The sequence below is a fragment of the Salipiger bermudensis genome (genome assembly GCF_020171625.1).
Classification (GTDB): domain Bacteria; phylum Pseudomonadota; class Alphaproteobacteria; order Rhodobacterales; family Rhodobacteraceae; genus Salipiger; species Salipiger bermudensis_B.
Map to the genome: position 1 here is coordinate 232,625 of NZ_JAIUZY010000004.1, position 26,066 is coordinate 258,690.

The following is a 26,066-nucleotide window of genomic DNA, read 5'->3' on the forward strand; positions in this document are numbered from 1 at the left end:
CCGCGTCAGATCCATCCCGCCAGCATCAGCCCGGCCAGCATCCCCGACCACACCGCGAGAATGGCGACGCAATAAGGGCCGTTCCATCTCAGCCCGATCGTCGTGGTGCTGCGCCCGACGATGGCCGAGCAGATCACCAGCGTGGTGATGAATGGCGATAGCCCGATCACCGCCGTCCAGCCCCCGGTGATCGCCAGCGCGATGGCGGTGTCGCTGAGCCCCGGCACGTTGAGTTGCGCGGCAATGGCCCCGAGCACCGAGGCCACGACAATCGGGTTCACCCCGATCAGCGCCAGTCCGAAGATCGACAGCGAGATGCCCAAGGCCAGCGTCACCGGCCCAAGACCCAGCCCCGAGATCGCCGCGCGCAGATCCTCGACCGGGATCAGCGCCAGAAGCACCACCGGCAGGAACCCCGCCGAGGCGAACACCCCGACCTCTGAGCCCAGCCCGCCAAGCCGCGTCCATGTCGCCCGCGCCGCCTCGGCCATGCCCGAGGCCGGCCCGCCCTGTGTCTTGCGGGTCGCGGCGGCGGCCCAAAGGAGCGCGTAGCACGGCACCGCGCAGATCAACCCCTGCTGAAAGCTCAGCGGCGTCACCTCATGAAGCAGGAACACCGCCGTGCCGAGCGCCAGCACGTGTCCGACCAGCGCCGCGGCGCCGGTCCAGCTGCCCGGCGGCGGGCTCGGGCGCGGCAGTCCAAGGCGGCGGAAGCGCCGCCCGTCGCAGAAATCGAACAGCCAGCCGATGGCGATGAATACGAAGGACATGGCAAAGCCCAGTGGGCCGAAACTGGCATAGCTCAGCCCCGGCACGGCGATCAGGATGGCATTGGTGGCAAAGCCGAACGGCGACCAGAGCGAGATCAGCGAGAACCCCCGCACCACCGCCATGGTCATCCGCCGGAGCCGCGCCTCGCGCGCCTCGGGCGGCAGCTCTGCCGCCGCCGCGCTGTCCATCGAGCGGGAGGCTAGGTCGAGCAGCAGCGCCAGCCCGCCGAAATTGATCAGCACGCCGAAGAGGTGCCCGCCGCCCGTCATCGCGAGATAGCGCCGCGAGGCCGGCTGGCCGGTGACGAAGAGCCCCGCACGGTGCACCTCGGGGGCGATGGCCGCGGCCGAGCGCAGCGTGCCCAGCATGGCGATCAGCGCGGCGAGGAACAGCATCCGGTCGGCGCCCTGCCAGAGCACCGACGCCTCGACCCCCTGCCACAGCGCGGCGGCCAGACCAGCCGCCGCCATCAGCACCGGCACCCACGCGCCAAAGCCGAACTGGCGGCGGGCCAGCACGAGGTAGAGCACCAGCGCCGCCACCGCCGCACCGGTCACGAGCCTCGAGTCGAGGAACACCAGCACCAGCGCCGCCAGCATGATCGCCGCCATCACGCCGCGACGCAGCGCGGCACTGCCATCCTCCCCCGCGGCTCCGGCGGAGACGTGCCCGCCGGCGCTCAGCATCCGCGGAACTGTGGCCGCCTCTTCTCGGCAAAGGCCGCTCGACCCTCGGCGGCGTCGGTGCTGTTGATCAGCACCGGCTGCAGCCGGGCCTCGTACTCCAGCGCCTCCGAGATATCGCGGGTGAACCAGTCGAGGATGAACTGCCGAGGCAACGGCGCCTCCCCGGCCTCCTGCAGCGCCAGTTCCCCGGCCATGCGCGCCGTCTCGCCCGGGTCTGCCAGGTAGTCGACAAGGCAGATCTCCTGCGCCTCGGAAGCCTCGACCACCCGGTTGTCGAGCAGCAGGCGCCGCGCCCGCGCCGCCCCGATGCGGGCGGGGAGCGTGCTCAGCAGCCCCATATCGGGGATCAGGCCGATCTTGGTGAAGGCGGCGGTGAAGCGCGCCTCGCGCGAGGCCACCACCATCGGGCAGGCCAGCGCCAGCGCCAGACCGCCGCCCGCCGCCCAGCCCTCGACCGCCGCGACCAGCGGCTTGGGAAAGCGCGCCATGCGGGTCACCAGATCGCTGACGACGGCAAATCGCTCGCGGTGGGTGCCGAGACTACGCTCGCCCTGATCGCGGATGTCCCCGCCCGCCGAAAAGTGCCCTCCGGCGCCGGTCAGCACCACGGCGCGCACCGCATCGTCGGTGGCGGTCGCCGCCAGCGCGTCGCGAAGCTCCTGTCGCCTTGCATGGCCGATCGGGTTGCGGCGGTCCGGCTCGTTCAGCGTGAGCGTGCAGAGGCCCGCGCCATCGGTGGTGATCTCGAGGCTCATGCCCGCGCCCTCCGCTTGAACAGGCCGTTGCCGATGGCGATCTTGTCACGCTCCAGCACCCGGGTGCGGAAGCTGCCATCGTTCCAGATCTCGGTGCGCAGCGTCTCGCCCGGGTAGACGAAGGCGGTAAAGCGCGCGTCCATCGCACCGAAGAGCGTGGCATCGTAATCGCACATCACCGCCAGCAGCGCGTGGGCGGCGAAGCCGAAGGTGCAGAGCCCGTGCAGGATGGGCCGCTCGAAGCCCGCCTCCTCGGCCACCCGCGGATCGAGATGCAGCGGGTTCGGGTCGGCGTTCCAGCGATAGAACAGCGCCTGCTCGGGCCGGGTCGGGGTGTCGAAAACATGATCCGGCTCGGTCTCGGGCAGCCTGTGCGCCTGCTTCACCGGGCCGTCCGGCCCGCCGAAGCCGCCATCGCCGCGCAGGAAGGTGGTGCCGCGGCAGGTCGCAAGATGCAGGCCGCTGTCGGCGTCGCGGATCTGCTTCTCGTAATAAAGCAGCGCGCCGCGGCCAGTGCCCTTGTCGACAAGGCCGGTGACCCGCGTCTTGCCCACGATGGTGGCCTCGGGCGGCATCGTGTGGTGGATGGTGATGCCCTGCTCGCCATGCACCAGCTTCAGCGCATCGACGCCGGTGTCGGGATTGCCGAGCCAGAAGCCCGGATGCCCCAGCACGTTGACGATGGCCGGCATCGCCCGTGCATCGTCTGCCAGTGCACCGACGTAAGGAAGCTGGCGCATGTCCATCGGATCCTGCCCCATGCCCACGGTCAGCCCGAAGCGCGCCACCTCCTCGGCGCCGTAGCTCTGGCGCACTTCGGGAATGTCGAAATTCAGCAGGTGGTCGTACTCAATGGCCATCGGCGGCGACCTCCTGCGCGCTGAGCTCGATCACCGCGTCGAGCGCGTAGGCCCCCTGCCCTTCGGGCATCGCGAGCACCGGGTTGAGATCGATCGAGACCAGCCGTTCACCGGCGCCGGCGGCAAAGACCGACAGGCGCGAGAGCATCTCGGCCAGCGCGTCGATATCCGCCGGAGCGGCACCGCGCGCGCCCTGCAGGATCGCCGCGCTGCGGATCGACAGGATCATCTCGCGCGCCGTCTCGGGGCCGAAGGGACAGGCGCGCAGCGCCACGTCGTTCAAGAGCTCGACGAAGATGCCGCCGAGACCGAACACCGCCACCGGCCCGAAGGTCGGGTCGCGGTTGATGCCCATCAGGCACTCGACCCCGCCCGAGAGCTGCTTGGCCACCAGCACGCCGCTGACGCGGGCGTCGGGGGCGTGGGTCGCGGCGGCGGAGAGGATGTCGGCGTGAGCGGCGCGCACGCCATCGGCATCCCGGATGTTGAGCTTGACCGCGCCGATATCGGACTTGTGCAGAATGTCCGGCGACAGGATCTTCATCACCACCGGGAAACCGAAGCCTTCGGCGGCGACGACCGCCTCCTCTTCGCTCTGCACTGCCTTTTCGGGTGCGGCGTTGATGCCCGCCTCGGCGAGCAGCGCCTTGGCCTCGGCCTCGTCGGGGCTGCTGACGGGCAGCTGCACGGACTTCGGCTCCGGCGGCGCCGCTTTCGCGCTTCTCGCCTGCGCCGAGCCGAGGCGCAGCACCGCGTCGAGCGCGCGCACCGCGCGGCAGGGATCGTTGAAGACGAGGATACCTGCGTCGTCGTAGCGGCGCAGCACCTCCGGATCGCCCAGCGCGCAGAAGGCGATGATCCGGTCGGGAAACGCCGCGCGCAGCGGCGCCATCGCCTCGAGAATGACCTTCGAGAGCCGCTCGCTGCCCGCCACGTAGGTCAGGAAGCAGAGCACGGCGCCGTAGCCGCCTTCCTCGAGCCCGGCGCGGGTGAACTGCTCGAGCAGCGCCGGCTCGTTCAGCGCCTGCGCGGTGCAGTCGAGCGGGTTGAGCGCCGAGGCATAGGGCAGAACCTCGAGAAGCTTCGCCTGCGCGTCCTCGGGCATGGAGGGCATCGGCAGACCGATGCGCTCGGCCTCGTCGCTGGCCACGATGCCGGCCCCGCCGCTGACGGTGACCACGCCGAGCGAATGCTGCGACGGCAGCACCTTCTTCGAGGCCGCGTAGGCGATGTCCATCATCGATTCCGGGTCGCGCAGGATGATCGCGCCATGATCCGTGAGCACCGCGTCGGCCACGACCGCATCGCCGGTGAGCGAGGCGGTGTGCGAGGCCGCGGCCCGCGCGCCCACCACCGACCGTCCCGATTTCAGCGCCAGAACCGGCTTGCCGGCGGCGCGCGCCACGTCGAGCGCGGCGAGCAGCGCGGACGCGTCATTGACCGCCTCCATATAGGTGCAGATCACGTCGATGCTGTCGCTCTCTGCCATCCAGCGGATCGCGTCGGCCACGGTGATGTCGGCCTCGTTGCCGGTGGTGATGAGCACCGAGCAGCCCAGCGCACGATCCCGCGCCAGCGCGCCCAGATGCGCCCCAAAGGCGCCGGACTGGCTGGCGATGCCGATATTGCCCGGGCGCGGAAAGCCGGTGTCGAGCGACGAGGAGAAGGTGCCGTAATAGCCGAGATCGACATTGTAGACGCCCAGCGTGTTGGGCCCGAGCAGACGCATCCCGTGCTTGCCCGCCAGCGCGACGAGGTCACGCTGCGCCGCCTCGCCCTCGGCGCCGGTCTCGGCGAAGCCCGCCGAGAACAGCGTCGCGGCCTTGCAGCCCTTGCGGCCCAGCGCCTCGATGGTCTCGGGCACCAGCCTGGCGGGCACCGCGATCAGCGCCGCCTCGGGGGCCTCTGGAAGATCGTCGACGCTGGCATAGCAGCGCAGCCCCTGCACCGTGTCGCGCCTGGGGTTCACCGGCAGGATGCGGCCTGCGTAGCCGGCCTTGAGCATCGCCGCGATGGGCCGCCCGCCGATGCGGCCCGGATCCTCGGACGCGCCGATGATGGCGACGGATTTCGGCGCGATAAGACCGTCGATCAGGGAGAGGTCCGTCATAGCGCCGCCTCCGAGCCGAGGATCGCGGTGCACTGGCTCGACAGCGTGCCGCCATTGCCATGACACAGCGCGACGGTGCAGTCGTCCTTCTGGCGCTCCCCGGCCTCGCCACGGATCTGCGCGACGGCTTCGGCAATCAGGAACAGCCCGTACATGCCCGGATGCACGCAGGACAGCCCGCCGCCATTGGTGTTGACCGCCAGCTCGCCGCCCGGCGCGATGCGCCCGTCCTGAACGAAGCGCCCGCCCTCGCCCTTGGGGCAGAAGCCGAGATCCTCGAGAAACAGGATCGTGTTGATGGTGAAGGCGTCGTAGAGCATCACCACGTCGATGTCTTTCTGGCTGACCCCGGCCATCTCCATCGCCCGCGGCCCGCTCTCGGCGGCGGCGGTGGTGGTGAGGTCGGGCATCGCCACGATCGAGCGGTGATAATTCGCGCCACCGGCCCCCATGAAGTAAACCGGCTTGCCCGGCAGGTCCTTGGCCCGGTCGGCGCGCACCAGCACGCAGGCGGCGGCGCCGTCGGTGACGAGGCAGCAATCGGACTTGGTCAGCGGGTCCGAGATCATCCGCGCCGACATCACCTCGTCCTTGCTGAGCGGACCGCGGGCAAAGGCCTCGGGGTTGAGGTTGGCCCAGCCGCGTGCGGCAAGCGCCACCTCGGCGAGATCCTCGCGCGTAGTGCCGAATTCGGCCATGTGGCGGCTGGTCGCCAGACCGTAGGCGGTGATCGGGTGGCGCGGCTTGTAGGGCGTCTCGTGCCATTGCGGCTCGCTCATCGAGACCAGCCGCCCACCGGCGGTGCGCTGGTTCGAGCCATAGCAGATCAGCGCCGCGTCGCAGAGCCCGGCCTCGAGCGCCAGCGTCGCCTGCAGCAGGTGCATCTCGAAGCTCGAGCCGCCCACGTTGGTGCCGTCGAAGAAACGCGGCCTGAGACCGAGATACTCGACCACGCTCATGGTCGGGAAGGCGTGGCTCGAGGTCGCGGCGAAGACGCCGTCGATGTCCTGCATTTTCAGTCCGGCATCGGCGACGGCCTTGACCGCCGCCTGCCCCAGAAGCTCCATCGCCGAAAAGCCCGGCGCCTCGCCGATGCCCGCCGTCGCCATGCCCACGATGGCGGATTTTCCCCGCATGCTCTCCATGCTCATGCCGCGTCCTCCCCGACCAGATCGAAGACCACGCGCGGACCCTCCTCGGCGTCCTCGATGCGCGCCCTGACCCGCGCGCCGATCTCGGCGGTCTCGACCGCGGGCAGCGTCGACATCATGCGCACGCCCTCGTCGAGCTCGATCAGCGCGATGTTGTAGGCACCCGAGCGGGCGCGGTTGACGGTGATGGCATAGACCGTGCCCGTGCCCTTGGCCTTGACCCATTCGAGGTCGGTGGCGCCGCTGGGCGACGTCACCTTTGGCCAGAACATGTATTCGCCGGTGCTCGCGGCGCGCTGGATCATGAACCGGCCGTCGGCAAGATACGCCTCGTAGGCGGCCTGCGGCCCCAGTTGCGACACATCGGTGTCCTTCATGTTTCCCCCTCCCTTTCTCTGTCTCAGTCCTTCCAGCCCAGAAACAGGTGCGTCTGCGACGTGCTGCCGACGACCTTTCCGTCGCCGCGCGTCAGCGTCACCTGCAGCACCAGCGTCATGCGGCCCACATGGACCGGGACGCAGCGCGCGGTGAGCCTGTCGCCCACCCGCACGGGCCGGATGAAATTGGTCTTGGCCTCGACCGTGGTGTTGGACACCTCGGCGGGGCTGTTGATGAAGGCCGACGTGCCGGCCGCGGTGTCGGCGAGGGTCATCAGCGCGCCGCCATGCAGCACGCCGTTGCGGTTGCCCATCGCCTCGGTCACCAGCATCGAACACACCACCTCCTCCGGGGTGCAGGTCTCGATCTCGATCCCCAGAAGCGCGGCGAAGGCCGAACGCGGCGGCATCTCCTCGAGGCTGCGGGTCGGGTGCGCCGCCATGCTCAGGCCGCCCGCTGCGCCAGTGTGCGGCGCGCGATGACCAGCTGCTGGATCTGGCTGGTGCCCTCGTAGATGCGCAGAAGGCGGATATCGCGGTAGAGCCGCTCGATATCGTACTCCGCCATATAGCCCGCACCGCCGTGGATCTGCAGTGCCCGGTCGGCGATGCGCCCCGCGGCCTCGGTGCAGAAATACTTGGTGCAGGAGGCCTCGATGATGGCCTTGCCCTCGCGGTCGAACGTGTCAGCGCTCGCCCGCACCAGCGCGCGGGCGGCGTGCAGCTCGGCCTGACAGTCGGCGATCAGCCCCTGCACCAGCTGGTGCTCGCCGATCGGCTTGCCGAACTGCTTGCGCTCGAGCGCGTAATCGGTGGCGATGTCGAGCATACGCTGGCTCTGCCCCACCGCCATCGCACCGACATGGATGCGGCCCCGGTCGAGCACCTTCATCGCGGTGCGGAACCCCTTGTTAAGGTTCTCCGGGCCGCCGATGATGGCGCTTTCCGGCACCCGCACATCCTCGAAGATCACGTCCGAGGTCTTGGTGCCCTTTTGGCCGAGCTTGCGGTCAGGCTTGGCCACGGTGATGCCCGGGGTGTCGGCGGGAACGATGAAGGCCGAGACGCCGTCGGCGCCGGGTTTGTCGGGATCGGTGCGGGCGAAGACGGTGAAGACGCCGGCGCGCACCGCATTCGTGATGTAGCGCTTCGTACCGTTGATCACGAAATCACCGCCGTCGCGGCGGGCCGAGGTGCGGATGCCGCCGGCATCGGAGCCGTTGTCGGGCTCGGTCAGCGCGAAGGAGGCGATCACCTCGCCGCTGGCGACCCCCGGCAGCCACTGCGCCTTCTGCTCCGGCGTGCCGTCCATGACGATGCCCTGCGAGCCGATGCCGACATTGGTGCCGATCAGCGAGCGGAAGGTCAGCGAGGCATAACACAGCGCCTCGATCAGCCGCGCCTCCTGCGGCACGCTGAGGCCGATCCCGCCATACTCCTCGGGCGTCGACAGACCGAAGAGCCCCATCTCCTTCATCTCGGTGACGATCTCTTCGGGGATCTCGTCCTCCTCCTCGACCCGGCGCTCGGCCGGGATCAGGCGTTCGCGGGCGAATCGCTCAACGGTTGCCACAAGCTGTTCGAAAACATCGCTATCCACACCTGACGCCATCTTCGTTCCTCCCTCGGGATGCCTTCAGTCTGCCCTTGCTCTACCAAAGTTATTCTGTATGGTAAATGTTATTCTCTCTGCGGAATATCGTAAGCAAGGAATGGCATGGCCGACGACACCGGACAAAAGCTCGTCCCCGCGGTTCAGAACGCGATGATCATCATGCGCCTGCTGGCGGCGAGCGGCCGGCCGATGGGCGCGACGCAGATCGCCCGCGAGGCCGGGCTGAACGTCTCGTCGGCGTTCAACATCCTGCGCACGCTGAACCACGAGGGGCTGTTGAGCTTCGATCCCGAGGCCAAGACCTATGTCATCGGCATGGGGCTGATGGAGTTCGCGGCCCCGCTTCTGGGCGCCAATCCCGGCGACCTGATCCGCCCCACCCTCAGCGCCATCGCGCAGGAGCATCAGGTGGCGGTCGCGCTCTGGCAGATCACCGCAAACCAGCGCATCGTGCTGATCGACCGCTTCACCGCGCCCAACATCGTGCAGGCGGTGATCTCGCGCAGCAGCCGCCTGCCGGTCTTTGCCGGAGCGGTGGGCCGGGTCTACGCGGCGCGTCGGGGGCTCACGCAGGTGCAGACGCGCAAGGGGTTCGACAGCGTGCGCTGGCAGAACGCGCCGGCGTTCGAGAGCTACTGGGCCGATGTGGAGGCCGCACGCGACAGCGGCACCGCGCAGGACCGCGGCCACCTGTTCCGTGGCCTCGACATCGTCGCCGCGCTTTCGGCGGATGCCGCCGGCGTGCCGCGGCTCGGTATGAGCAGCATCAACATCACCGGCCAGCAGACCGACGCGAGCCTCGACGCGGTTGGCGCGGCGCTGGCGCAGGCCGCGCGCCAGATCGAGCGCGGCCTCTTCGGCCTGCGTGCCGATGACTGACAGACCGATACGAGACGTTCAGGACAAAACGGAGGAGACATGTCCGATATGAAACCCCTCGAAGGAAAAGTCATGCTGGTCACCGGCGCCGGCGGCGGCATCGGTCGTGCCATCGCCATGGAGGCCGCCCGCGCCGGGGCATCGGTGGTCGTCAACGACATCGGCGCGTCGCTCGACGGCCAGCGCGAGTCCAGCGCCGCCGCGCAGGAGGCCGTGGCCGAGATCGAACGGCTCGGCGGCAAGGCGGTCGCCAATGGCGATGACGTCTCGGACCCCGACGGCGCCAAGGCGATGGTCCGGCAGGCCACCGATGCGTTCGGGAGGCTCGATGCGGTGGTCAACAACGCCGGCATCCTGCGCGACCAGTTCTTCCACAAGATGACCTACGAGAATTTCGATGCGGTGGTGAAGGTCCACCTCTACGGCACCTTCAACGTCAGCCGCGCCGCCGCCGACGTGATGCGCGAACAGGGATCCGGCAGCCTGATCCACATGACATCGGCCTCTGGGCTGGTGGGCAACCTCGCACAAGCCAACTACTCCGCCGCCAAGCTCGGCGTCGCGGCGCTGTCGAAGTCGTTGGCGCTGGATCTGCAGCGCTGGAACATCCGCTCGAACTGCATCGCTCCCTTTGCCTGGAGCCGGATGACCTCGTCGATCAAGGTCGACAGCCCCGAGCAGGAAGAGCGGGTCAACCGCATGAAGGAGATGAAGCCGGAGAAGATCGCACCGCTGGCGCTCCACCTTGCCTCCGATGCGGGCGCCGACACCACGGGCCAGATCTTCGCTGTGCGCAACAACGAGATCTTCCTGATGTCGCAGCCTCGCCCGATCCGCTCGGTGCATCGCGGCGAGGGCTGGGACGTGGACAGCGTCGCCAGCCACGCGATCCCGGCGCTGAAGGCGAGCTACGTGCCGCTCGACGTGTCGGCAGACGTGTTCTGCTGGGACCCGGTGTAGGGCGGGAATCCTGACTGCTTTGACTGACTGGGCGCGCCCGCGGGGCACTGCGGGTGCGTTTCCTCTTCGGGGCGACAGCGCGGCGCCATCGCCGGCCCGCGGGGTGGCGATCCGACGCCATGAACCTCGCGATTTATCTGGCTCAAGTCCGAAAGACCTCGCCACTTTGCACTGGCCCCACCAAATCGCCAGCCCGGGGGGCGGGCCGGCGATGGCGCGGCGCCCTGCGGGCTTGATTCCGCGCAATCTCATTTCTCCAGCGCGAAACGCTCGCGCGGGACTGAGGATGAACTCTCATCCCATACCTTCAAAGCATTTCTGAAAGACCACCTAGATATTTGAATTATGCCTCGCCCCATCGGATGATCCCCGAAAGATCCGGAGGGACAGACGTGTACGACCAAGACAGCGACGAATTCCAGGACATCCGCGACGCAGTCCGCGCGCTCTGCGCCGAGTTTCCGGATGCGTATCACCGCGAGATCGACGCGGCGCGCGCCTATCCCGAGGCCTTTGTCGACGCGCTCACCAAGGCCGGGTGGATGGCGGCGCTGATCCCAGAGGCGTATGGCGGTTCGGGGCTCGGGCTGACCGAGGCGGCGGTGATCATGGAAGAGATCAACCGCGCCGGCGGCAATTCCGGCGCCTGCCACGGCCAGATGTACAACATGAACACGCTGGTCCGGCACGGCTCGGAGGAGCAGCGCCAGCGCATCCTGCCCAAGCTCGCCAGCGGCGAGCTGCGGCTGCAGTCGATGGGCGTGACCGAGCCCACCACCGGCACCGACACCACCCAGCTCAAGACCACTGCCGTCAAGAAAGGCGACAAGTACATCATCAACGGCCAGAAGGTCTGGATCAGCCGGGTGCAGCACTCCGACCTGATGATCCTGCTCGCGCGCACCACGCCGCTCTCGGAGGTGAAGAAGAAATCCGAGGGGCTGTCGATCTTCCTCGTCAACATCAAGCAGGCGATGCAGTCGGGCATGACCGTCCGCCCGATCCCCAACATGGTCAACCACGAGACCAACGAGCTGTTCTTCGACAATCTCGAGATCCCCGAGGAGAACCTGATCGGCGAAGAGGGCAAGGGCTTCAAGTACATCCTCACCGGTCTCAACGCCGAGCGCACGCTGATCGCCGCCGAATGCATCGGCGACGGCTACTGGTTCACCGACCGCGTGGTGAAGTATGTCAGCGAGCGCAACGTGTTCGGCCGCGCCATCGGCCAGAACCAGGGAGTGCAGTTCCCCATCGCCGAGGCCTATATCGAGATCGAGGCCGCCAACCTGATGTGCCAAAAGGCGTGCCGTCTCTACGATGCCGGCCAGCCCTGCGGGGCCGAGGCCAACATGGCGAAATACCTCGCCGCCAAGGCCTCGTGGGAGGCCGCCAATGCCTGCCTGCAGTTCCACGGCGGCTTCGGCTTCGCCTGCGAATACGACGTCGAGCGCAAATTCCGCGAGACCCGGCTTTACCAAGTCGCGCCGATCTCGACCAACCTGATCCTGTCCTACGTCGCCGAGCACGTGCTGGGCCTGCCGAGGTCATTCTGATGCGCCCCCTCGATGGCGTGAAGGTGGTGTCCATCGAACAGGCGGTGGCCGCCCCCTTCTGCACCTCGCGGCTGGCCGATGCCGGCGCCGAGGTGATCAAGATCGAACGTCCCGGTGGCGATTTTGCCCGCGGATACGACGCGGTGGCGAACGGCCAGTCGAGCTATTTCGTCTGGCTCAACCGGGGCAAGCAGGCACGCACGCTCGATCTGATGTCGGACCATGGCCGCTCAGAGCTTGCGCGGCTGCTGAGCGAGAGCGACGTGCTGGTGCAGAACCTCAAGCGCGGCGCACTGGCCCGGCTCGGCTTTCCGTTCGAGCGGCTGACGCGCGAGTTCCCGCGTCTCATCACCTGCTCGATCTCGGGCTATGGAGAGGGCGGCCCGATGGCCGACCGCAAGGCCTATGACCTGCTGGTGCAGGCGGAATCCGGGCTTTGCTCGATCACCGGGGGGCCGTCCGAGCCGGCGCGCGTGGGCATCTCGATCGTCGACATCGCCACAGGCACCACGGCACAGACGGCGATCCTCGAGGCGCTGATCCGGCGCGGCGTCACCGGCACGGGCGCCAACATCTCGATCTCGATGTTCGACGTGATGGCGGACTGGCTCACCGTGCCGCTGCTGAACCACGAGGGCGGCCAGAGCCCCGAACGTGTCGGCCTCGCGCATCCCTCGATCGCGCCCTATGGCGTCTTCACCGCCAAGGACGGAACGCAGATCCTGCTGTCGATCCAGAGCGACCGGGAGTGGGCGGCGCTCTGCGACGCGTTCCTCGGCCAGCCCGCCCTTGCCACCGATCCACGCTTTGCCAACAACGTGGCCCGGGTCGCCAATCGGGCCCAGACCGATGCCCTGCTCGCCACCCGCTTCGCGGCGCTCACCGCCGCCGAGGCGGAGGCGGCGCTCTTGAGCGCCGACGTGGCGCTGGCGCGGGTCAACGACATGGAGGCGCTCTCGGGGCATCCCCACCTGCGGCGCATCACCGTCGACACTCCGAACGGCCCGGTCTCCTACCCCGCGCCCGCGCCGGTCTGGGAGGGCGACGCCCCGCGCTTCGGACCGGTGCCTCGGCTCGCCCCGCTCGAGGAGGCGGTGTGATGGACATGACCCCCGACCATCTCGGCGCGTGGATCGGCCGGGAAGAGCGCGCCTCGGAGCAGCTCACTCCGGCGCTCACAGAGCGCTTCCTCGCCACCTTCGACCGCGCGGGCGAGAGCGGCCCGGGCGCCGAGGCGCCGCTGCTCCTGCACCACGCGCTCTGCCACCCCGTGGCCGCGACCTCCGCGCTCGGCCCCGACGGACACCCGCCGCGCGGCGGCTTCCTGCCGCCCGTCACCCTGCCCCGGCGCATGTGGGCCGGCGGCGAGATCGCCTTTCACAGCGCGCCCCGCGTCGGCGAGACCATTACCCGCCGCTCGGTGATCGAGGACGTGCGCATCAAGCAGGGACGCAGCGGCACGCTCTGTTTCGTCACCGTCACGCACGCGTTCTCCGCCGAGGGGCGCGCCCTGCTGAGCGAGCGTCAGGACATCGTCTACCGCGATGCCCCCGCCCCCGGGGCCGCACCGAAAGCGCTAGCGCCCGCGCCCGAAGGCACGTCCCGGCGGGAGGTCGATCCCTCGCCGGAGCTGCTGTTTCGCTACTCGGCGCTGACCTTCAACAGCCACCGCATCCATTACGATCTGCCGTACGCCACGGGCGAGGAAGGCTATCCCGGCCTCGTGGTGCACGGGCCGCTTCAGGCCGCATTGCTGGCGCAGTTTGCTGCCGACCTGCGCGGCGCGGCGCCCGCGCAGTTCCGCTTCCGCGGCCTGTCGCCGGCGTTCTCCGGCACCCCACTGGTGCTGCACGCCACCGAGGAGAACGGCGCGATGACGCTCTGGAGCGCCGCGCCCGGCGGTCCGGTGGCGATGGAGGCGAGTGCGCAATGGTGACCCCCGAGACCATCCGCACCCCGCTCTTCGTTCCCGCCGACCGGCCCGACCGCTTTGCCAAGGCCGCGGTCTCGGGCGCGGATGCGGTGATCCTCGATCTCGAGGACGCCGTGGCCGATGACCGCAAGGACGCCGCCCGCGCCGCGCTGCGCAGTGATTTCACCGACCTCCCGGTGCTGGTGCGAATCAATGCCGCCGGCACGCCGTGGCACGAAGAGGACCTCGCCGCGCTGTGTGGCCTGAACCCGAGCGCCGTGATCCTGCCCAAGGCCGAGGACCCGGCGAGCGTGTCCGCGGTGATCGCAGCCCTGGGCGGGGCAACGCCGGTCATCGCACTGATCGAAACCGGGCTCGGGCTTGCCCGGTGCCGGGCCATCGCCGCCCTGCCCGGCCTCTGCCGGCTGGCGTTCGGCTCGATCGACTACTGCGCCGATCTCGGCTGCGCGCATTTGCGCGAGGTGCTGCTGCCGGTACGCTCCGAACTGGTGCTGGCCTCGCGCCTTACCGGGATTGCCGCGCCCCTCGACGGGGTGACCGCGCGGCTCGATGACCTGTTGGAGACCTACGAGGACGCGGTGCACGCCCGCGCCCTGGGACTCACGGGCAAGCTCTGCATCCACCCGGCGCAGATCCCCGAGGCGCGCCGCGCCTTCCTGCCCTCCGAGGCCGAAATCGACTGGGCCCGCCGGGTGCTGGCCTCGGGCGACGGCGCGGTCTCGGTCGATGGGGTGATGGTCGACGCGCCGGTGCGGCTGCGCGCCAAGAGCATCCTCGCGCAGGTCGCGCCCGCCTGAGCGGCACAACGCTGCGTCTGACGACCGGGAGGCGCAGGGAAGCGCCTCCCTCGAACGCTCAGCCGCCGATCGGGACGGTGAAGGTCACGTAGGCCGCCGTGCCCTCGAGACGGTTCTTCGCGTCGAACTCCTCGAACAGCTTGACCCGCATCGCGACCGGCGTGTCTCCCATCTGGAAATTGTAGTTGAAGGTGGCCCCAAGCGCGCTCACCTGCCCCTTGAAGTCGCCGAGCGTCGCGCCGTCGCCGCTGTCGCCGGTCAGCTGCTCGTAATAGTAGCCCACGAGGCCCGCCGAGAAGGCCGGCGAGAGCGCATTGGTCACCGCGCCTTCGAAGTGGAACTCGGTGCCGGTGTTGTAGTCGGTGTCGGGGTTCTCTCCGTTGAAGGTGAAGCCCATCGCGCCCGAGACCTCCCAGCCGCTGGCCGGGTCGAACCATGTCAGCGCCCCGTTGAGGTCGAGGCCCCAGCGGTTGAAGGCGACGTTGGCGATGTCGCCCTCGTGGTAATCGCCGATCGGCACGTTGAGCATGGCGCCGGTTGTCCAGTGCAGGTTGCCGTCATGCCAGCCGAGCGCCGCGCCCAGAACCGGATCTCCCATTGTGAAGATGTCGTCATCCACCGAGGCCCCGAGGCCGGCTCCCGTCACCGAGGCGCGCGCGTCGATCGCCTTGCTGCCGAAGGGAAGCGAGACGGTCAGGGCGAGGTTGCCGCCGAGCACCTCGTCGGGCAGCACCCACATGCCGGTGAACACGTCGATCCAGGCCGTGGCATCGACATCCGCGATCACCTCTCCCCCGAACGACAGGTCGCGGCTCGCCGAGGCCGAGCCGCTGTAATAGTAGAGATCGTTGTTGATATAGGTGCCCGGCGCCGGCAGCACCCCGGCGTAGGGCCCCTTGGACCCGAGCAGATAGAAGCCCGCCGCGCCCTCTGCCGCGAAGCCCGCGCCGCCGCTGGACAAGCCGAGCGCGACGCCCAGCGCCGTGCCTCTCAGGATCGCGGGGGTGGCTTTTTGAAAGTCTGACGGCTGCATCGTTCCCTCCCTTGCCTGACATCGTCCGGGTGGACGGAGGCACCTCGCCTCAAGGTGAAACAACCGACATCAGGTCTCCTATAGGTTTAACTCCACGCCGACCATCCTGTCGACGGCCAAAGTTGACGAAGCGTCACTTTCCCAACAGCTGTGGCGCCCTTGCCGGCGCGCGGCCCTCCGGCGCAAGGGTCGATGCGATCTGCTGAGCCATCGCGTTCTGCAGTGCCACCAGAAAGGCGCGCCGTGGTGTGATGGAGACAGCGCAACGCAGCCGAACCCGACCATCACCGCCCGCTCTGGAGACGAAGGCCTGCCCCCTGCCCGGCCTCTCCCCCTTGCAAACGAAAAAGGCCCCGCCAAACCGGCGGGGCCTCTCGCACTTCAAGCTGTGCCGCGCTCACTCGGCGGCTACGGCCTCGCCCTTCAGGTAGGCGAGCAGGGTCTCGGGGCTGGAGGCGCCGTAGGGATCGTCGGGGCAGTTGTCCATCAGGCCCGGCTCTTCGAACCATGCCTCGATCACGCCGTCATTGACCACGGCGGCATAGCGCCAGCTGCGCTGACCGAACCCGAGGTTCTCCTTGCTGACCAGCATCCCCATGCGGCGGGTGAACTCGCCCGAGCCGTCGGGGATCACCTTCACGTTCGAGATGCCCTGCGATTCCGCCCACTTGTTCATGGTGAAGCTGTCATTGACCGAGAGGCAGTAGATCGCGTCGACCCCGGCGGCCTGGAAATCGGCAAAGCCGTTCTCGAAGCCCGGCAGCTGGTAGGTCGAGCAGGTCGGGGTGAAGGCGCCGGGCAGCGCGAAGAGGATGACCCGCTTGCCGGCAAAGTAGTCGGCGGTGGTCATGTCCTGCCAGCGGAACGGGTTGGGGCCGCCGACCGCCTCGTCACGCACGCGGGTGCGGAAGGTCACGTCGGGGAGTTTCATTCCGGTCTTCATGTCTCTCTCCATTGAGGATCGGGCGGGATTGGGGAGGTCCGCCGCGGGGAAAATGAGGGGACGCCGCCCGCCCAACACGGCCTGATCGGCGCGCACGGGACGGGCGGCACATATGTCCGTGCGCTCACTGGTCGCCCGCGCGTCCGAGGTCAACCTCCCGAAGCGGTTTCTCGCCGCCTGCCGTTTCGCGATGCGGAAAAAATGTCGCCATGCGCGTCGGTTCAGCAGGTTTGCGACGCAATGGCGCAGCGCGGAGGCGCGACCGGGTCCGCCCCTCCGGGCCACCGCCGAGACGGCGCGGCACAGCCCGATGCGGCAGACACGGGAATCGGTCGGCGCAAAGCGTGTTTCCGCCTTCGAGTCGCGCTGGCGCCGCGCGCGCTCGCCTGTCGCGATCCGGGAAAGGACCCCAGCCGGTGACGTGGACTGTCCGCGCATCTCGATCAGCAATTCCCATTCTGCGCCGCCGGGCTACCTGTGGGGTCAGAACAGCCTCGCCTCGCCGACGCGCGACCGGGCACAGACCTGCGGGCCGCTCGCGGCCCGCCAGAGATCGAAAGAGCCGTACAGATGCCCAGAACCGCCCCGCGCGAAGAACCCCTCAACACGTCCGAGGAGGAAAAGCAGGATATTGCCGAAAATCAGGGCCTCAGCGCCGTCTCGGTCTATGGCATCGTACACGAGGAGGGCGTGGACGAGCTTGAGCGCCCGCTCTCCTCTCTCTGGTGGTCGGGGGTGGCCGCGGGGCTCGGGATCACCTCTTCGGTGATCGCCGAGGGTGTGCTGCACACCACGTTCGAAGGCCACCCCTATCAGGCCGCCATCGAGAACCTCGGCTACACCGTGGGCTTCGTGCTGGTGATCCTCGGGCGGCTTCAGCTCTTTACCGAGAACACGCTCACCGCGATCCTGCCGCTGCTCGTGCAGCGCACGCCGCGAAGGCTCTGGTGCACGGCGCGGCTCTGGTCGGTGATTCTGCTGGCAAATTTCGTCGGCACTTTCCTCGCCAGCGCCTTCGCGGTCTGGGGGAGCCCGATTCCGCCGGAGAACGTCGAGGGCATGATCGCGATTTCGCGCCACTTTGCCGAACACACCCCGGGGGAGGCGTTCTGGCTTGGCGTGCCCGCGGGATTCTACATCGCCGCCATCGTCTGGATGATGCCCTCGGCGCGGGGCGCGTCGGTGCTGGTCATCGTGATGTTCACCTACCTGATCGCGATGGGCGGTTTCACCCACGTGATCGCGGGCTCCGCCGAGATGTTCCTTCTGCTGCTGAGCGGCGAGGTCGGCGCGCTGAACGTGGCCTCCCTGCTCGGCGCGACCCTGATGGGCAATATCCTCGGTGGGACCGGCCTCTTCGCGCTGCTGGCCTACGGACAGGTGGCGCAGGAGATCGAACGCTGATCTCCAGGGCGGGATTTGCCGACAGCCGGGCGGGGCGCGACACAAGCGGCGCCCCGCCCGCCCGGGCGCAGCCCAGCATTGATCGTGGCGGAGGGGCATCCGAGCCCGGCGCCGAACCGGGCGGCGTGCGCACCTGCTCGGACGGACCAAGCTGAGAGTTCTTCTCTCCGTCACACGCGACGCGGCGCGTAAGCCCGCCGCCCCCCCAAGACGCCGAGGGACATGCGCGCGCGGTGGGCTCAGGTGCTTTGCACCAGCCAGTCGGGTTGCAGACCGCTCGCCTCTATGAAGGGCGCCGGTGACAGACCGCGGAACAGACCGTGCTCCTGGATCAGGATGGTCCCGAGCCCGGCAGCCGCGCCGCCGAGGACATCCGTATGCAGGGTGTCTCCGACCATCGCGATGCGGTGCGGCGAGATGCCGGGCAACCGTCGCAGCGCCTCGTCGAAGGCGTTGCCGAACGGCTTGCCGAACATGGGCATGGTGGCGCCGGTGCTTGCCGCGAGGGTCTGGGCGTACCAGCCGGGTTCCAGCGACAGGCCGTCCTCGCGCGGGGCCACGAGGTCCGGATTGGCGACGATGACCGGGCGCATCTGGAACTGCAGCGCGCGCTCGAGGCGCGCGTTGTCCGCGTCGCTCCAGCGGGCGGTCGACAGGAACAGGAAGGCCGCGGCAGAGATCAGAAGCTCCGGCTGGGTGTGGAGATCCGCGATGTAATGCCCGGCGGGCGCGTCGGAGAGATCATCCCCATCCGCCGTGATCGCGGCCCAGACACCCTGCACCTCCGGCAGATGCGCGAAGGCCACGTCGCGGCTCGAGACGACCTCATCGAGCGTGAAGTCGAACCCCAGACGATGGTACTTCGCCAGCACGCCCGAGCGCGTGTAGCTTGCCGCGTTGGTCAGGACGATGAGGCGCTTGCCGGCGGCGCGCAGTTGCGCGATGCGCTCGACCGCGCCGGGGATCGGCGCCTCGCCCCTGTTCAACACGCCGAACGCATCGAGGATATAGGCGTCGTAGTCGCCCATCGTGTCTTCGAGCGTCCGGCCCGTCCGCGACGTCTCGGGGAAGCTCGCCTGCGGCAGGATGGGCCGCAGGCGTTCGTAACGGGCAAAGGCTGCCTCGGTCGTGATCATGGTGTGCCTTACAGGATCTTGCGTCGCAGGAAGGAGGACACCATCTCGCCGAAGATGACCAGCGCGAGGATGGTCAGCAGCACCGTGGCGACCTCGGGCCAGTTGAAGGTGTCGATCGCGCCCTGCAGGATCATCCCGATGCCGCCGGCGCCGACGAGGCCCAGCACGGTGCTTTCACGCAGGTTGATGTCCCAGCGCAGGATCGACACGGCGAAGAAGGCGGGCATGACCTGCGGCACGATGGCATAGAGCACGATCTTGAACTGCGAGGCGCCGCACGCTTCGAGCGCCTCCACCGGCTTGCGGTCGATCTCTTCGATGGCCTCGCCCAGCAGCTTGCCGAGGAACCCGATCGAGCGGAACATGATCGCCACGATGCCCGCCACGATGCCGGGGCCGAAGATCGCCACGAACAGCAGCGCCCAGATGATCGTGTTCACCGACCGCGACGACACGAGGATGAACCGGCCAAGCCACAGGCAGGCGCGGTTGGGCGTGGTGTTCTGCGCCGCGATGTAGGCCACCGGCAGAGACACGACGACCGCGATCATGGTGGCGAGCGTGGCAATGTTCACGGTCTGCCAGATCGCTTCGAGGATGGATGGCAGGTTCGACGGATCGGGCGGCATCATGCGCCCGAAGAGGTCGGCCATCTGCGCGGGGCTGTCCCAGACCCAGGCCCAGATCACGTCGATGCTGCCCAGCGCCCAGGCGACCACCGCGGCGGCGGCGGCAAAGCTCGCGTAGCGGATCAGGCGCTGTTTCAGCGTGAAGCGGGACCAGTCGTCGCGCCCGCTGAGCGCTTCGGAGAGGGGTTGCGTTTGAGAGAGAGTGTTCATGTGATGCGCTTTCGGATGACGCCGCTCACGGCCTCGGAGACGAGGATCACGCCGACGATGACCATGGTGATGGCGAGGGCGAAGTCGTAGTCGTAGCGACCGAACGCGTTCGCCAGCGTCGCGCCGATGCCGCCCGCACCGACAATGCCGACCACGGCAGAGGCCCGCAGGTTGCTGTCGAGCTGGTAGATGCCAAGCCCCACGAGGCGCGGCATGACCTGCGGCACCACCGCATAGACCTGCGTCGTCAGGAACCCGGCTCCGGCGGAGCGCATGGCCTCCACCTGTCCGAAGTCGATCTCCTCGATGCGTTCGGCCAGCAGCTTGGCGACGAAGCCCACAGAATAGACCACCAGCGTCAGCGCGCCCGCGAACGGGCCGAAGCCCACCGCCTTCACGAAGATGATGGCGACGATGACCGGGTGGAAGCTGCGGGCCACGATGATGATCGCGCGTCCGAGCAGGTAGATCGGCTTGGGCGCGATGTTGCCCGCCGCCATGAAGGCAAGCGGCACGGACAGGATGATGCCGCCCACTGTGGCGAGGATGGCGATCTTGAGGCTCTCCATGAAGCCGTCGAAGAGCAGCCCCGCGCGGTCGAAGCTGGGCGGAAAGGCCCCGCTGAAGATACGCTGCGCGCGGCTCAGACCGTCCGAGACGCGCGCCCAGTCGATGGGCAGCGTGGCGAGGGTGAAGACGACGTAGACCAGCGCCCCGATATAGAGCGCGTAGCGCAGCACGGGGTTGGCGATGAAGGGCGGTTTGCGCCAGCTCTCCGGAAGGGTATCGGGCGAGGTGCTCATGCGGCGGCCCCCGCTTCGGCGCGGTCCTGCGAGGGAACGCCGGCGTAGATCTGGTCCATCTCGTCGCGCGTCAGGGCGTCGGGCTTGTCATCGAAGATGATCCGGCCATAGCGCATCCCGACAATGCGGTCGGAGAATTCCTTGGCCTCGGTCACGTTGTGGATGTTGATGATGACCGGCAGGTTCAGCTCGTTCGCAAGATCGCGCAGGAGCGACATGATCTGCTCCGAAGTCTTGGGGTCGAGCGAGGCGGTCGGTTCGTCGGCCAGCAGGATCTCGGGGCGCTGCATCAGCGCGCGGACCACGCCGACACGCTGGCGCTCGCCGCCAGACAGCTCGTCGGCCCGCTTGTCAGCGTAATGCGCGATGCCGACCCGCTCCATCAGCTCGAACGCGCGGCGGATGTCGTCCTTGGGGTAGCGCCGCGACAGCGCGGCCCAGGTGGAGATGTAGCCCAGACGCCCGGCCTGCACGTTCTCCATCACCGTCAGACGGTCGATGAGGTTGAAGCCCTGAAAGACCATGCCGATGCGGCGGCGCGCCGTGCGCAGCTCGCGGCGGGACAGGGTGGTGAATTCGGTGCCGTTGAGCACGACGGAGCCCGACGTCGGCTCCACAAGGCGATTGATGCAGCGCAGCAGGGTGGATTTGCCCGCGCCGGAGGAGCCGATCACGGAGGTGAGTTGTTCGCCCTCGACGGTCAGGTTCAGCTCTTTCAGAACCGGATCGCCGGCTCCGTAGCGCTTGGTCAGGTTGGTGATCTTCAGCATGGGGGCCTCTTGGGAATGGCGCGGCCAGCGCCCTGACCATCGCGGTCAGGGCGGTGTATTGAACCCGGCGCGCACGAGGCGCACCGGGCTGGCGATGTCGGAGGGGATCAGTTCTCGGCGAGACCCTGCGGGGTGTATTCCACGCCGTTGGACGCCTGGATCTGGCGGATCACCGCCCACTGATCCTTGTAGGTGATCGGGATGAACTTCGACACGCCCTCGAATTCCTCACCCAGCGCGGTGCCTGCGAAGTCGAAGGAGAAGAACGCCTCTTTCACCTTCTCGGCAAGCTCCGGGTCGAGGTTGTGCGCCATGGTGAAGGACGTGGTCGGGAACGGGTCGCTCTCCCAGATCTTGCGCACGTCGGCGGGGTCGTAGAGGCCGCGTTCGGCCATCCGGTCGACCACTTCGGACGCGACGGGGGCCGCGTCGTAGTCCCCGGCGACGACGCCCAGCATCGACTGGTCATGCGAGCCGGAATAGACGACCTCGTAGTCCTTGTCCGGTTCCACGCCCAGATCCGGGAACAACGCCCGCGGCGCCTGGTTGCCGGAGTTCGAGGTCGGCGAGGTGTGCGCCACCCGCTTCCCCGCGAGGTCGGCAACTTCCTGGATGTCGCTGTCGGCCTGCGTGAAGACCTGAAGCTTGTAGCCGAACTGGCCGTCCTCGGCGCCCATGATCGCGAACGGCACGGCGCCCGCGAGGTTCACGGCGAAGGGCGTCGGGCCGGTGGAGAAGCCCGCAACATGCAGACGGCCGGAGCGCATCGCCTCGACTTCCGCGGAGTTGGACTGCACCGCGAAGAACTGCACGTCCTTGCCGGTAACCTCGGAGAGATGCTCGATGAACGGCTCCCAGATGTCGGCATAGACCGCCGGGTCCTCCACCGGGGTATAGGCAAAGACCAGGGTGTCGGGGTTCGTGAGCTCGGCCGGATCGGTGGGCGTGTCGGCCACGAGGTCGCCGTTGGCATCGCAGTAAAGCACGTCGAGCGCGCCGCGCTCCGCGCAGTCCTGCGCATAGGCTGCGATCGTGGTGCACGACAGGATGCCCAGTGCGGTGACCGCACGGGTGATGAATTTCGTCATGGTGTCCTCCCTTTGACAGCGAGCGGCGCTTTGCCGCCTCTCGCATCATGCAGGCAGGCTAAGGGCGGCGCGGCCACGATTGCGAGCGTCGAACAGTTAACGAAACCACAGAACGCCGGCTGAATTGTTAACAGTATTACAAAGCGACGCCGGGCGCTTAAAGTCGGATATGATCTGCGCTAGGGCTGGGTCCGGTCGTCGGGGAGGCGACCGTTTGCCAGCACGTCGCAGGAGGAGCGTCACATGCAGGCCACCCGTCCGATCAACGGTTCCGAGCCGGTTATCGCCATCGTCGATGACGATCCGCAGGTGCGCGACACCCTGTCGGCGCTGATGCATGACAGCGGCTTCGCGGCGGTCAGCTGCGCCGATATCGATGCCTTTCACGCCCTGGGCGATCCGCCGCCCGTCGACCTCGCGCTGATCGACCTGCGGCTCCGGGGCGAGTCCGGGCTGACGCTGGCGATCCACCTGCGCGAGCGCCACGAGATCCCGATTGTCATGCTCACCGGCGTGGGCGACGAGATCGACAAGATCATCGGGCTGGAAACCGGCGCGGACGACTACCTGATCAAGCCCTTCAACCCGCGCGAACTGGTGGCGCGCATTCGCGCCGTGCTGCGCCGCTACGGCCATGCCTCCGCGCGGGCCTCGGCGCCCGGCAAGCGGCAGATCGCGTTCGGAGAGAAGCGGATCGACCTCGATGCACGGCGACTGATGGATGGCGCGGGCGAAGAGGTGCCGCTGACCAACGCCGAATACCGCCTGCTGGAGTTTCTCGCTCGCAACCCCGAACGGGTGGTGCCCCGGGAGGAACTGCTCGAGGCTTTGGGCGCCGACACCCAGCGCTATGTCGACCGCACCGTCGACGTGCTGATCCTGCGCCTGCGTCGCAAGATCGAGCCGGTGCCCGCAAAGCCCGTGCATCTTCAGACCCGCCGGGCCCGCGGCTACGTGTTCCATCTGGGCGCCGGATGACCTGGTTTCGCGACCTTGGCGTGCGGATCCGCCTGTCCGCCGCGCTCGCCGTGATGTTCGCGCTCATGCTGCTGGTCAGCGTGGTCGGACTGCGGGTGCTCGATCGCACCGAGATCTGGATGAACGTGCTGCACCGCGACACGCTGACCGAGGTCGCAGCCGCGATGGACTTGTCCCGCGATGCCTCCGAACTTGCGACCTCGGCGCCGTTCCTGTTCGCGCTCTTCGCGCCCTACCAGCTGGAGCAGGAAGTCTCCGCGGTCATGGCCAACCTCGACCGCGTGCGGCAGTCCTCGGCCAACGATCCCGCGCTGGAGCTGCCGCTGGCGCGCCTGGGTCTTGCCATCGAGGATCTCGCCCAGGCGCTGCTGCCGCAAAGCGCCCGTCAGGCGAAGCTGAAGGCCATCGACCGGGCGCTGGTCCGCCTGAATGCCCGAAGCCGGCGGATGGCACAGGATGACCTCCTGCCGCTGGAGACCCGGCAGGACTGGGGCGCGCTGCAGCAGCTCACGGCGGTCGCCCTCGGCGCGGCGCGGGCGGAGGAATTGATCGAGCTGGGCGGCTTCGCGCGCGATTTCCGAAACCAGAGCGCACGCCTCGACGCCACGCTGCGAAACGCACCGCGCGAGACGTTCGACGAGATCTCCGAGGTCGTGACCCGCGGGCCCGGGCTCTTCGTGCTCAAGCACGGCGATCTGGCGGTGCGGCTCGATGCGGAGAATGCCCTGTTTCGCATCCGGCAGGAAACCCGGCGGGTCAGCGCCTTCGCCGAGACCAAGGTGGCGCAGGCCGAGGACCGGCTGTCCCGCGCCCGGGCCGAGACGTCGAACACGCTGGCCTTCGCGCGCAACGCGTTTCTCGCGATGATCGTCGCCAGTCTCGTGGTGGCGGTGACCTCCTCGCTCTACGTGTCACGGCACGTGGCGCGAAATCTCGAGCGCATCTCCGGCGCGATGCGGCGGCTGGCCTCGGGGAACCTGCGCGTCGACCTGCCCGATCCACCGACGTCACGCGACGAGATCGGCCAGCTCTTCGCGGCGTTCGGCGTCTTCCGGGACAATGCCCGCAAGCTCGACCGCCGCACGGCGCAGATGCGCCATCAGAACGCGCTGTTCTCGCGGGTGTTCCAGAACATCAAGGACGGCGTCGCGGTCGAGGCGGCGGACGGTCGCATCATCGCCGAGAACGAGAAGCTGCGGCGCCTGCTGCGCCTGCCGCCCGATCTCGAGGCGCCATCGGACCGCATGAGCGCGCTGATCGCGGCCTCCCCCTTCCGTCAGGGCGCCGGCGGAGACGAGCGCGGCGGCTTCGAGGAATACGGTGATTCCGATGGCAACGTGATCGAGATCCACAGATCCCCCCTGCCCGACGGCGGTCAGGTCTGGCTGGTGTCCGAGACCACCGAACGCAAGCGCATGGAGGCACGCCTCGAGGCCATCCGCCGGGTCGAGGCCCTGGGCAAGGTTTCGGGCGAAGTGGCCCATGATTTCGGCAACATCCTCTCGAGCATTTCGGGTAACCTGCACCTTCTCGAGCAGGCCGACGCCGAGCGCCGGCGCGACCTGCACGAACGACTCGGCGCGGCGGTCGATCTGGGCACCTCCCTGACCGAGCGGCTTCTGGCCTTCGCCCGCAAGCAGCATCTGGCGCCGCAGGTCACCGATGTTTCCGAACTCGTGACCGGTATGGCGGATCTTCTCGAGATTGCCATCCCGGAGCAGGTCTCGCTGTTCGTGGACGTGCCCGACAGCCCGGCGACCTGTCTGGTCGATCCCGGCCAGCTGGAAAGCGCCATCCTCAACCTGTGCATCAATGCCGGGCAGGCCATCGTCGCGACGGGGGCCGAGGCGGGGCGGATCGTGGTGTCGGTCAACGCCCGCGACATGATCGAGGTGGCGGTGCGCGACACCGGCTGCGGCATGTCCGAAGACGTGCTGCGCCACGCCACCGATCCGTTCTTCACACGGCGCCCCGATGGCAGCGGCACCGGCTTGGGGCTGTCGATGGTGGACGGCTTCGTGCATCAATCCGGCGGGCGGCTCGAGATCGAGACGGCCACCGAAGCCCCGGCCCGTGGCACGACGGTGACCCTGTTCTTCCCGCGGCAGGCATCTGCCGAGGCGCCCGCCTCGCCCGGCACGCCGAGCACCGTGCTGGTCATCGACGACGATCCGGCAGCCCTCGCGCGCTCCTGCCGGTTTCTGGAAGATCTGGGCGCAAAGGTCATTCGCGCCGGCTCCTACGCGCAGGGGCTCGAGGCCTTGAACCGGATCGAGCATCTCGACCTGATGCTGACCGATCTCTGGCTGGACGACGGCTTCAGCGGGCGGGATCTGATCGAGCGGGCCCGCGACCTCTTCCCCACCTGTCGCTTCGCGCTGATGTCCACCCGCCGCGCACCGCCGGACTTGCCCCGGGATGTGGTGTTCATTGCAAAGCCGGTCACCGAAGAGCCCTTGCGCGACATCTATTCTGCCGGTCTTCGGAAGGCTCCTGAGTCAGATTTGCGGTGAGGGTCGCGCCTGCTGCGTGCGGGGGCAAAGGACTGAGATGTTTCGATCTCCCCACGGGGATCGAACACCGCGGAACCCGCGAAGCCGCCGCTCCCCACCGCCCCGGCCT

Annotated in this window: 24 protein-coding genes; 9 read left to right on the forward strand and 15 right to left on the reverse strand. The window is 68.3% G+C overall.

The genetic code is table 11. The features are described 5' to 3' along the window. Nucleotides 1–5: 5 nt before the first annotated feature. Genes LCM15_RS07670 through LCM15_RS07705 form a run of 8 tightly spaced genes read right to left on the reverse strand, consistent with a single transcriptional unit; the run spans nucleotide 6 to nucleotide 8,322 of the window. Nucleotides 6–1,457 (reverse strand): hypothetical protein, encoded by a 1,452-nt coding sequence (locus tag LCM15_RS07670; RefSeq protein WP_224855064.1) that lies wholly within the window; start codon nucleotides 1,455–1,457, stop codon nucleotides 6–8. Then, entirely contained in the window at nucleotides 1,451–2,212 is a 762-nt protein-coding gene (locus tag LCM15_RS07675) for an enoyl-CoA hydratase/isomerase family protein (protein ID WP_224855066.1), read from the reverse strand. Before LCM15_RS07675 ends, LCM15_RS07670 begins: the two co-directional genes overlap by 7 nt. Further along, a complete protein-coding gene (locus LCM15_RS07680) occupies nucleotides 2,209–3,072 on the reverse strand; it encodes a MaoC/PaaZ C-terminal domain-containing protein (protein ID WP_224855068.1) in 864 nt (287 codons plus the stop codon). The genes LCM15_RS07675 and LCM15_RS07680 overlap by 4 nt, the downstream gene beginning before the upstream one ends. Continuing rightward, entirely contained in the window at nucleotides 3,062–5,182 is a 2,121-nt protein-coding gene (locus LCM15_RS07685) for an acetate--CoA ligase family protein (RefSeq protein ID WP_224855069.1), read from the reverse strand. The genes LCM15_RS07680 and LCM15_RS07685 overlap by 11 nt, the downstream gene beginning before the upstream one ends. Beyond that, a complete protein-coding gene (locus tag LCM15_RS07690) occupies nucleotides 5,179–6,333 on the reverse strand; it encodes a thiolase (protein WP_224855072.1) in 1,155 nt (384 codons plus the stop codon). Before LCM15_RS07690 ends, LCM15_RS07685 begins: the two co-directional genes overlap by 4 nt. Then, complete coding sequence (locus LCM15_RS07695) at nucleotides 6,330–6,710, reverse strand: Zn-ribbon domain-containing OB-fold protein (RefSeq protein ID WP_224855073.1); 381 nt, start codon at nucleotides 6,708–6,710, stop codon at nucleotides 6,330–6,332. Before LCM15_RS07695 ends, LCM15_RS07690 begins: the two co-directional genes overlap by 4 nt. Before the next feature lie 23 nt (nucleotides 6,711–6,733). Next, nucleotides 6,734–7,153: a PaaI family thioesterase gene (locus tag LCM15_RS07700; RefSeq protein ID WP_224855075.1), complete on the reverse strand. Its 420-nt coding sequence runs from the start codon at nucleotides 7,151–7,153 to the stop codon at nucleotides 6,734–6,736. A 2-nt stretch (nucleotides 7,154–7,155) separates the two neighbouring features. Beyond that, nucleotides 7,156–8,322 carry an acyl-CoA dehydrogenase family protein gene (locus tag LCM15_RS07705; RefSeq protein ID WP_224855077.1) on the reverse strand — a complete coding sequence of 389 codons (1,167 nt, stop codon included), beginning with the start codon at nucleotides 8,320–8,322 and terminating at the stop codon, nucleotides 7,156–7,158. Nucleotides 8,323–8,427: 105 nt separating this feature from the next. Here LCM15_RS07705 and LCM15_RS07710 point away from each other — a divergent pair, with 105 nt between their 5' ends. The 6 genes from LCM15_RS07710 to LCM15_RS07735 all read left to right on the forward strand — a co-directional run bounded on the left by LCM15_RS07710 (nucleotide 8,428) and on the right by LCM15_RS07735 (nucleotide 14,450). Then, nucleotides 8,428–9,204: an IclR family transcriptional regulator gene (locus LCM15_RS07710; RefSeq protein ID WP_224855079.1), complete on the forward strand. Its 777-nt coding sequence runs from the start codon at nucleotides 8,428–8,430 to the stop codon at nucleotides 9,202–9,204. Between the two features lie 39 nt (nucleotides 9,205–9,243). Further along, nucleotides 9,244–10,164 (forward strand): SDR family NAD(P)-dependent oxidoreductase, encoded by a 921-nt coding sequence (locus LCM15_RS07715; RefSeq protein WP_224855081.1) that lies wholly within the window; start codon nucleotides 9,244–9,246, stop codon nucleotides 10,162–10,164. A 362-nt stretch (nucleotides 10,165–10,526) separates the two neighbouring features. Then, nucleotides 10,527–11,720, forward strand: coding sequence for an acyl-CoA dehydrogenase family protein (locus LCM15_RS07720; protein WP_224855083.1), 1,194 nt, complete (start codon nucleotides 10,527–10,529; stop codon nucleotides 11,718–11,720). Next, nucleotides 11,720–12,820: a CaiB/BaiF CoA transferase family protein gene (locus LCM15_RS07725; protein WP_224855085.1), complete on the forward strand. Its 1,101-nt coding sequence runs from the start codon at nucleotides 11,720–11,722 to the stop codon at nucleotides 12,818–12,820. The genes LCM15_RS07720 and LCM15_RS07725 overlap by 1 nt, the downstream gene beginning before the upstream one ends. Then, nucleotides 12,820–13,656 (forward strand): MaoC family dehydratase N-terminal domain-containing protein, encoded by an 837-nt coding sequence (locus tag LCM15_RS07730; protein ID WP_224855087.1) that lies wholly within the window; start codon nucleotides 12,820–12,822, stop codon nucleotides 13,654–13,656. The genes LCM15_RS07725 and LCM15_RS07730 overlap by 1 nt, the downstream gene beginning before the upstream one ends. Beyond that, nucleotides 13,650–14,450, forward strand: coding sequence for an HpcH/HpaI aldolase/citrate lyase family protein (locus LCM15_RS07735; protein WP_224855089.1), 801 nt, complete (start codon nucleotides 13,650–13,652; stop codon nucleotides 14,448–14,450). The genes LCM15_RS07730 and LCM15_RS07735 overlap by 7 nt, the downstream gene beginning before the upstream one ends. Nucleotides 14,451–14,508: 58 nt before the next feature. Here the strand turns inward: LCM15_RS07735 and LCM15_RS07740 are convergent, their stop codons facing one another. Together LCM15_RS07740 and LCM15_RS07745 are read right to left on the reverse strand one after the other, a co-directional pair. After that, entirely contained in the window at nucleotides 14,509–15,483 is a 975-nt protein-coding gene (locus LCM15_RS07740) for a transporter (RefSeq protein ID WP_224855110.1), read from the reverse strand. A gap of 397 nt (nucleotides 15,484–15,880) precedes the next feature. Further along, nucleotides 15,881–16,426: a peroxiredoxin gene (locus LCM15_RS07745; protein WP_224855112.1), complete on the reverse strand. Its 546-nt coding sequence runs from the start codon at nucleotides 16,424–16,426 to the stop codon at nucleotides 15,881–15,883. A gap of 570 nt (nucleotides 16,427–16,996) precedes the next feature. On the opposite strand from LCM15_RS07745, the gene LCM15_RS07750 reads away from it, so the two are divergent. Next, nucleotides 16,997–17,830 (forward strand): formate/nitrite transporter family protein, encoded by an 834-nt coding sequence (locus LCM15_RS07750; RefSeq protein ID WP_224855115.1) that lies wholly within the window; start codon nucleotides 16,997–16,999, stop codon nucleotides 17,828–17,830. A 239-nt stretch (nucleotides 17,831–18,069) separates the two neighbouring features. On the opposite strand, the gene LCM15_RS07755 is transcribed toward LCM15_RS07750, so the two are convergent. The 5 genes from LCM15_RS07755 to phnD form a co-directional block, all read right to left on the reverse strand. Continuing rightward, nucleotides 18,070–18,966 (reverse strand): HAD-IIA family hydrolase, encoded by an 897-nt coding sequence (locus LCM15_RS07755; RefSeq protein ID WP_224855117.1) that lies wholly within the window; start codon nucleotides 18,964–18,966, stop codon nucleotides 18,070–18,072. 8 nt (nucleotides 18,967–18,974) lie between these two features. Further along, complete coding sequence (gene phnE, locus LCM15_RS07760) at nucleotides 18,975–19,805, reverse strand: phosphonate ABC transporter, permease protein PhnE (RefSeq protein ID WP_224855119.1); 831 nt, start codon at nucleotides 19,803–19,805, stop codon at nucleotides 18,975–18,977. After that, nucleotides 19,802–20,608 (reverse strand): phosphonate ABC transporter, permease protein PhnE, encoded by an 807-nt coding sequence (phnE, locus tag LCM15_RS07765; protein WP_224855121.1) that lies wholly within the window; start codon nucleotides 20,606–20,608, stop codon nucleotides 19,802–19,804. The genes phnE (LCM15_RS07760) and phnE (LCM15_RS07765) overlap by 4 nt, the downstream gene beginning before the upstream one ends. Continuing rightward, entirely contained in the window at nucleotides 20,605–21,378 is a 774-nt protein-coding gene (phnC, locus tag LCM15_RS07770) for a phosphonate ABC transporter ATP-binding protein (protein ID WP_224855123.1), read from the reverse strand. The genes phnE (LCM15_RS07765) and phnC overlap by 4 nt, the downstream gene beginning before the upstream one ends. A gap of 107 nt (nucleotides 21,379–21,485) precedes the next feature. Beyond that, complete coding sequence (gene phnD / locus LCM15_RS07775; RefSeq protein ID WP_224855125.1) at nucleotides 21,486–22,466, reverse strand: phosphate/phosphite/phosphonate ABC transporter substrate-binding protein; 981 nt, start codon at nucleotides 22,464–22,466, stop codon at nucleotides 21,486–21,488. A 243-nt stretch (nucleotides 22,467–22,709) separates the two neighbouring features. Between phnD and LCM15_RS07780 the strand changes: the two genes are divergently transcribed. Both LCM15_RS07780 and LCM15_RS07785 read left to right on the forward strand, forming a co-directional pair. After that, nucleotides 22,710–23,444: a winged helix-turn-helix domain-containing protein gene (locus tag LCM15_RS07780; protein WP_224855127.1), complete on the forward strand. Its 735-nt coding sequence runs from the start codon at nucleotides 22,710–22,712 to the stop codon at nucleotides 23,442–23,444. Beyond that, a complete protein-coding gene (locus LCM15_RS07785) occupies nucleotides 23,441–25,957 on the forward strand; it encodes an ATP-binding protein (protein ID WP_224855129.1) in 2,517 nt (838 codons plus the stop codon). Before LCM15_RS07780 ends, LCM15_RS07785 begins: the two co-directional genes overlap by 4 nt. Nucleotides 25,958–26,066: the final 109 nt, after the last annotated feature.

Excerpts from the sequence above, each read along its gene's own strand:
- LCM15_RS07670 (WP_224855064.1), bottom strand. The coding sequence starts at position 1,457 with ATGCTGAGCGCCGGCGGGCACGTCTCCGCCGGAGCCGCGGGGGAGGAT.
- LCM15_RS07675 (WP_224855066.1), bottom strand. The coding sequence starts at position 2,212 with ATGAGCCTCGAGATCACCACCGATGGCGCGGGCCTCTGCACGCTCACG.
- LCM15_RS07680 (WP_224855068.1), bottom strand. The coding sequence starts at position 3,072 with ATGGCCATTGAGTACGACCACCTGCTGAATTTCGACATTCCCGAAGTG.
- LCM15_RS07685 (WP_224855069.1), bottom strand. The coding sequence starts at position 5,182 with ATGACGGACCTCTCCCTGATCGACGGTCTTATCGCGCCGAAATCCGTC.
- LCM15_RS07690 (WP_224855072.1), bottom strand. The coding sequence starts at position 6,333 with ATGAGCATGGAGAGCATGCGGGGAAAATCCGCCATCGTGGGCATGGCG.
- LCM15_RS07695 (WP_224855073.1), bottom strand. The coding sequence starts at position 6,710 with ATGAAGGACACCGATGTGTCGCAACTGGGGCCGCAGGCCGCCTACGAG.
- LCM15_RS07700 (WP_224855075.1), bottom strand. The coding sequence starts at position 7,153 with ATGGCGGCGCACCCGACCCGCAGCCTCGAGGAGATGCCGCCGCGTTCG.
- LCM15_RS07705 (WP_224855077.1), bottom strand. The coding sequence starts at position 8,322 with ATGGCGTCAGGTGTGGATAGCGATGTTTTCGAACAGCTTGTGGCAACC.
- LCM15_RS07710 (WP_224855079.1), top strand. The coding sequence starts at position 8,428 with ATGGCCGACGACACCGGACAAAAGCTCGTCCCCGCGGTTCAGAACGCG.
- LCM15_RS07715 (WP_224855081.1), top strand. The coding sequence starts at position 9,244 with ATGTCCGATATGAAACCCCTCGAAGGAAAAGTCATGCTGGTCACCGGC.
- LCM15_RS07720 (WP_224855083.1), top strand. The coding sequence starts at position 10,527 with ATGATCCCCGAAAGATCCGGAGGGACAGACGTGTACGACCAAGACAGC.
- LCM15_RS07725 (WP_224855085.1), top strand. The coding sequence starts at position 11,720 with ATGCGCCCCCTCGATGGCGTGAAGGTGGTGTCCATCGAACAGGCGGTG.
- LCM15_RS07730 (WP_224855087.1), top strand. The coding sequence starts at position 12,820 with ATGGACATGACCCCCGACCATCTCGGCGCGTGGATCGGCCGGGAAGAG.
- LCM15_RS07735 (WP_224855089.1), top strand. The coding sequence starts at position 13,650 with ATGGTGACCCCCGAGACCATCCGCACCCCGCTCTTCGTTCCCGCCGAC.
- LCM15_RS07740 (WP_224855110.1), bottom strand. The coding sequence starts at position 15,483 with ATGCAGCCGTCAGACTTTCAAAAAGCCACCCCCGCGATCCTGAGAGGC.
- LCM15_RS07745 (WP_224855112.1), bottom strand. The coding sequence starts at position 16,426 with ATGAAGACCGGAATGAAACTCCCCGACGTGACCTTCCGCACCCGCGTG.
- LCM15_RS07750 (WP_224855115.1), top strand. The coding sequence starts at position 16,997 with ATGCCCAGAACCGCCCCGCGCGAAGAACCCCTCAACACGTCCGAGGAG.
- LCM15_RS07755 (WP_224855117.1), bottom strand. The coding sequence starts at position 18,966 with ATGATCACGACCGAGGCAGCCTTTGCCCGTTACGAACGCCTGCGGCCC.
- phnE (WP_224855119.1), bottom strand. The coding sequence starts at position 19,805 with ATGAACACTCTCTCTCAAACGCAACCCCTCTCCGAAGCGCTCAGCGGG.
- phnE (WP_224855121.1), bottom strand. The coding sequence starts at position 20,608 with ATGAGCACCTCGCCCGATACCCTTCCGGAGAGCTGGCGCAAACCGCCC.
- phnC (WP_224855123.1), bottom strand. The coding sequence starts at position 21,378 with ATGCTGAAGATCACCAACCTGACCAAGCGCTACGGAGCCGGCGATCCG.
- phnD (WP_224855125.1), bottom strand. The coding sequence starts at position 22,466 with ATGACGAAATTCATCACCCGTGCGGTCACCGCACTGGGCATCCTGTCG.
- LCM15_RS07780 (WP_224855127.1), top strand. The coding sequence starts at position 22,710 with ATGCAGGCCACCCGTCCGATCAACGGTTCCGAGCCGGTTATCGCCATC.
- LCM15_RS07785 (WP_224855129.1), top strand. The coding sequence starts at position 23,441 with ATGACCTGGTTTCGCGACCTTGGCGTGCGGATCCGCCTGTCCGCCGCG.